Raw genomic sequence first — 5,315 nt, 5'->3', positions numbered from 1 at the left:
TGGTGAACCTGGAGCTGGACGGTCCGCTGATCACCTTCCGCACTCGCCAATACGATCCGGTGCCGGACCAGGCGCCGGGGGTGCTGGTCATCAATCAGGAAAACCCTGAGGTCTATCTGCCCGACTCTGAAGGCGCGGCACGTTTTCCGTTCATGGATTTTTCGCCGGTACGCATCACCCTTACCGAACCACTGGTGCAAACCACCGTGCGCTAGGGCGATACGGTCAAGTTGGAACATCAGCAAACCGGTGAACTGGTGGATGTGAGGATTCTCAGTGAACGCCATTACATCACCCTTGATCCGAAGGAAGACCTGATCGGCGGGGATACCTACACGCTGACACTGGATGGTCTGGAAGATTTTGATGAGGACTTGTTGGAAACGGTCACCTATACGCTGACGCCCCGGCTGTCCAAAGATGATGTGGCGGACCGCAACCCGCCGATCAAGCAGTTGATGAAGGCCCAGCCTGCACTGGGGGATCCGGGGTATCCGCAAACCTCGCGCCTGCATGGGTTGCCGCTCAACCAGTTCAACCTGGAAACCGAGGCGCTGGGGATCACCCAGGTGAATGCCATGCCTCTGGTGCTGGAAGGCTGGATGGGGCGTCCGGATGAGCATGTGGAGGCGGTACCGGTGGTGGCCCGTGCCGGGCAGCAGCTGCGCATTACCGGTATTGACCCGATCCTGTTGGGCGGTGAAGTACGCACGCCCATGTTCACCGGTGACCTGATCGGCACCTTTGTCACTGACGTGACCGGCTATCTGACCACCAATCCCTATCGGCCTGAGGGCTTTCAGCCCGATGACGATTTTGCGCCGATGTATGTCTACATGAATTTCGATCTCGCCATGCATGCGGTGGAACCGCGAGGCAATGCATCGGTGAACCAGAACCTGATGCATGTGCAGGCGGTTGGTGTGGTGGACGTAAAAGATGGGGCGTTGACGTTTGAGGTCTTCCGCACTCTGGAACTGGATATTCTCAGTGGCGCGGCCAAGGTTAGCGCCGACTTTGCCTTGGGGGTGCGTGCCGATTCGGAATTCAAGTTTGATCAGCTCAACCGCGACCCACTGCAGGCCACCGGCTCCTTCCCCGAACATAATCAGGTCCAGGTGGAACCCAGCAACAATATCATTGTGGTATTCAACGAGCCGGTGAGCGATGACGGTATGGAGGGGGTTCAGCTGTTCCGTCAAAACAGCAGCGAGCCGGTGCCGATCCAGGTACGCAGCAGCGGTTCCAATCTGGTCATTACACCGCTCAATGAACTGGCGGCGGGGGAGCGCTATAACCTGGATCTGGGCGATAACCTGAAAGACATGGATATCTTCGATCCCTCGCACCTGGAATTTGTGCCCGGTGATGCCACCGACGGCAGCGGTCAGATTGTTTTTGATACCGCCAGCTACGCGGCCAACAACGATGCACCGGTGCTGCCGCCCGTGGTGCTGGGGCTGTATCCGGGTATCGGTTGTGCCCTGGAAGACCGTGGCGTCGAGCAGCAGGATGCCCAGGGGAACACCCTGGAAATGGCTGGGCGCTGTGCCGGCGGCCTGGCAGAAGATTCACTGTATTACCCGTTCTTTTACGACGTCAGCCGCCCCATTGAAGTGAGCTTCAATATGCCCATGGAGCTGGCGTCCATGACCTTTGGCACCATTGCTGCGGATGGCGAGTCCTGTGAAGGCGGAGCCATGTGTCTGGCTGAAGCAACGGATAGCGGTTGGGAGTCTATTCCGCTGTCAGCCCGTCGTAACAGCCTGCGTCTGCGTGCGGTGCCGCCCCCCAACACCATGGTGCCGGGGAAGGCATATCGGCTGGTGATCAACGGTGGTGACAATGGGGAGGACGTATTTCGTAGCCATGACCGGTTCGACAATCTGGGTATCAATACGGATCCGCTCAATGGCATGGGCACCTGTGGCTCTCTTTCCAATATGCCCTGTGAAGGTGGCCCACCAATTCTGATTGATTTTACCGCGACGGCTGACGTCGGGGCGGCTTATGCCACCGTGCTGACACGCAAGTACACGGACGTAAACGGTAACGGGGTTCAGGACGCGGACGAGCCAGACGCAGAAAAAAACCACGCCCGGGGCTTTATCAAAAGCACCGGGGGCCTGATTGGCGGTGCCAATCTTGATGAGGGGGACCAGATCTTTACTCATGCGGCCTTGCCCATGGCGTTCCTGCCCAAGGCGCCGCTGGACCTGAGTTACATCGGCATGGAGGATGAAGGCAATGGCCGCTGGTGTGCCACCAATGAAGATGCCGACGGGGATATTTATTGTATCCAGACCGTTGGCGACACCGCCATTCCAGTGGAAATCAATGCCCAGCATGTGATGGGAACGTCACTGACCGCCAACGCCAATCTGGCGATCCCGGTGCTGGGTGATCTTATTCCCTTGCCCCTGGAAACCGGTGCACTGGTGCTGCGTTTCCGGCCCTATGACGACATGCCGCCGCAGCCGTTGCGCGGTTTTGTTATCAATGCCATCGATCCCGACACCGGTGAGGAAATGGAAGACCCGGTTTTCATTACCCGCCTGGATGCCTGGCTTGATGCTCCGGATGTTCGTCTTTTTTCAGCACTGATTCCTGGTGGCGCAGCCATTCCCAATGTGGCTGACGCCAACGTGAGAAGCCTGCCGGTGTCCGCCTACCTGAATGGGCCGGTGAAGTTCCTGCGCAATGGTCAGATAACGCTGGAATCCAGCAATGCCTCGGCCATTGCGGCCTCACTGAATCTGAGTATCGACCTGGGTGCCCTTATTCCGGTGTTGGGCGACCTGCTTGATCTGATTATTGGCGGGGTGCTGCCGGAAGAGGGGGTTGGCTCTCTTGAGCTGGGTATTGCCAAGGATGACTTCCGTATCCGTGTGGTCAACAACCCGGCCCACGCACGCTTTACCTCGGTGGGTCAGGAAAATGCGGGAGACCAGTAACAATGAGAACAACAATGAGTCATAAAAAGCGTTTTTATCTTGCTGTTGTATTGGGGCTGCTTGGCGCTAATGCCTCTAATGCCTCTGCTGCTCAGGATCTTTACGGGCCGGACTATCCCGGGGTGAAGTTCACTCAGAAACTGTTCGGCGAGGACCGGCTCTACTTTCGTCTCGGGGCGATCTACATGAGCCCGGATGTGAAGACCAACTCCATTACCCTGAGTAATCTGTCGGAAATCGCGGAAGTGGCGGTGGAACCAGGGGAACAGGAGGGGGATGCGTTCAGTGATCCGCTCACCATCCCGGCGGCCACCATTGGTTATAAGCTGCGTTGGGGCGTCTGGGGCGGTGGTTGGTCGCTGGAGACCATGGCCGCCATGCCGCCGACTCTTGAACTCAAGGCCAAGGGGCGCATTGCCGATGTGCCTCTGGTGACGGAAGCGAATGGCATCCCTACCGGTGTGCCAGCGCTGGGAGAAAAAGTGGCGGAAACCAAGGTGGCGCCTCCCATGGTGACATTGGTTAAGCGTTTTCGTAACGAGCGAAATTTCCGCCCTTATGCCGGGTTGGGAGTGGTGTATTTATTCACCTATGACAGCCACGTGACTAACCCCATTCTTACTGAAGTGGGCGAGCCGGAATTGGAAATCGAGAACAAGTTTGGCTGGGTTGGCCAGGTGGGGGTGGACTGGCGGATGACGGACTACTGGTGGCTGGCGGCGGATTTTAAATACATCAGCGTGAAAGATGTTTCGGCCACGGTGGAAAGAACCTTCATCCGGGCGCCAGGTTTGCCGCAGTACCAGTATGCGGAGGTGGGGGACGCGGAGTTCAACGCTGACATGAATGTCTATGCGTTCAGTCTGGGAGTGGGATTCACCTTCTGAAACCCGTTGCCAGTTGGGTTGCTCCGCAACGCGGCGTAACCCAACCATTCGTCAAAAAAACGAGGCAGGTATCACAGGCTGTTTTCTATTTCCGCGAGTTGCTCCTTGCTCAGCACGGAAACACTCTCGGTGGTCTCATCGAAGACCACAAAGACCTGTTCTTTTTTCAACTGTTCACGCACTTGTTCTACTTTGGTGGCGGTGGAAATTTCCGTGTCGCCGTAGTCGGTGCCGTCCCGGGTGACGAATTCTTCAATCAGGTTGTGAAGGGTATCCGCAGGCAAGTCTTTCCAGGGAACAATGATGGGCATAAATCCAGTTCTATAAAAGTGAATAGGGTAAGGGCCGAATTCGATAACGTGTGCAGCCCCTGAATTTCAGTTTTCCGCTTTTGTCTTTTTCTTTAGCGTCAGGCATCAGGCTTGGGGCGTCGTGCTTGCGTCTTATGACAACAGCAACTGGATGCCCGCGCCGATGATGACAATCCAGGACGACAGGACGCCGAGCTGGCGGGGCAGGTTGGCGCTGCTGCGCGGCACCAGCATGCCATAGGCGTAGGACACGCGCCCGGCCAGCAGCAGGATGCCGTACACGTGCAGGGCGCTATTGCCGCCGCCATTGATTTCCAGCAATGCCATCAGGATCAGCGCCAGCGGAATGTACTCCACCGTGTTGCCGTGGGCGCGGATGGCACGGTTCACGTCTTTATGGCCACCATCGCCCAGGGAGACTTTTTTCCCCAGCCGGTAACGGACTACATTGGCGGCCAGGGCGATGACAAGAAAACCGCACAGGGCGGCGTACAGGGCGGTGACTGGCAAGCTTACTAGGGTCATGGTTTCCACTCAGGTTGTCTTTTTCGTTTGCGAACAATAAACCGCGAAGGGTCCAGGGCGTCAACCAATTGTGCGTCCACGGGCAGCGGCTGCCCGGTAATTTTGCTGGCCAGCAAGTCGGCGCACAGCGGCGTGCCGGTAATGCCACGGCTGCCGTGGGCCAGGTTCAGGTAGAGGCCGGTGGCCGCACGATGTGGGTTGTCGGTGGCCACGGGCAACGGGCCGCACAGAGGAACAAAGTCAAGGCTCTGGCAACGAAAGGCCACGCGCCGGTCCTGGATGATAATGGCTTCCCCGCCTAACGCCTGCCAGTGTCCGGGCAGGTAGTGTTTCAGTTGTGCCAGGTTGTCAGCGTCGTCTGCATCGGTGGGGGCGGGTTGGCTGTCGTGTAGATTGAAGGTGGCACCCACGCAGTGCAGATCATCCAGTGCGGGTGTCAGGTAGCCGCCATGGCATTGCGCCTGCTGCCATTGCCGGGACGCCTCGGTGGCCTGGCAATAACTGACCTGACCCCGAATGTGCTTGAGCGGTAGCCAGCCCAGCCCTGGTAGCTGCTGGCTGGCGCCGGCGGCGCAGACTATCACGGCGTTGGCATGCAGCCGGGTGCCTTTGTCCAGCGTGACGCTGGCGGGGGAGCC

6 protein-coding genes are annotated in these 5,315 nt (G+C 58.1%); 3 read left to right on the top strand and 3 right to left on the bottom strand.

Translation table 11 applies throughout. The features are described 5' to 3' along the window. The 3 genes from A3754_RS27875 to A3754_RS18310 all read left to right on the top strand — a co-directional run. On the top strand, positions 1-215 hold a 215-nt coding region (locus A3754_RS27875), incomplete at its 5' end, for a hypothetical protein (RefSeq protein WP_197468710.1). Between the two features lie 15 nt (positions 216-230). Next, positions 231-2,954 carry an Ig-like domain-containing protein gene (locus tag A3754_RS18315; protein ID WP_063520848.1) on the top strand — a complete coding sequence of 908 codons (2,724 nt, stop codon included), beginning with the start codon at positions 231-233 and terminating at the stop codon, positions 2,952-2,954. A 14-nt stretch (positions 2,955-2,968) separates the two neighbouring features. Next, the gene (locus tag A3754_RS18310) at positions 2,969-3,841 is read left to right on the top strand and encodes an OmpW family protein (protein WP_231880690.1); all 873 of its coding nucleotides are present in this window, start codon (positions 2,969-2,971) and stop codon (positions 3,839-3,841) included. 71 nt (positions 3,842-3,912) lie between these two features. Here the strand turns inward: A3754_RS18310 and A3754_RS18305 are convergent, their stop codons facing one another. The 3 genes from A3754_RS18305 to mnmC all read right to left on the bottom strand — a co-directional run. Beyond that, complete coding sequence (locus tag A3754_RS18305; protein WP_063520846.1) at positions 3,913-4,152, bottom strand: YheU family protein; 240 nt, start codon at positions 4,150-4,152, stop codon at positions 3,913-3,915. Positions 4,153-4,284: 132 nt separating this feature from the next. Continuing rightward, positions 4,285-4,677 (bottom strand): MAPEG family protein, encoded by a 393-nt coding sequence (locus A3754_RS18300; RefSeq protein WP_063520845.1) that lies wholly within the window; start codon positions 4,675-4,677, stop codon positions 4,285-4,287. After that, positions 4,674-5,315: FAD-dependent 5-carboxymethylaminomethyl-2-thiouridine(34) oxidoreductase MnmC (gene mnmC, locus A3754_RS18295; protein ID WP_156497072.1), on the bottom strand; the 642-nt coding region annotated here is incomplete at its 5' end. The genes A3754_RS18300 and mnmC, both read right to left, overlap by 4 nt.

The organism is Alcanivorax sp. HI0083 (genome assembly GCF_001635175.1).
Note: the sequence above shows the minus strand (reverse complement) of the source record. Positions and strands in the feature narration are given on the sequence as shown.

Excerpts from the sequence above, each read along its gene's own strand:
- A3754_RS18310 (WP_231880690.1), top strand. The coding sequence starts at position 2,969 with ATGAGTCATAAAAAGCGTTTTTATCTTGCTGTTGTATTGGGGCTGCTT.
- A3754_RS18305 (WP_063520846.1), bottom strand. The coding sequence starts at position 4,152 with ATGCCCATCATTGTTCCCTGGAAAGACTTGCCTGCGGATACCCTTCAC.
- A3754_RS18300 (WP_063520845.1), bottom strand. The coding sequence starts at position 4,677 with ATGACCCTAGTAAGCTTGCCAGTCACCGCCCTGTACGCCGCCCTGTGC.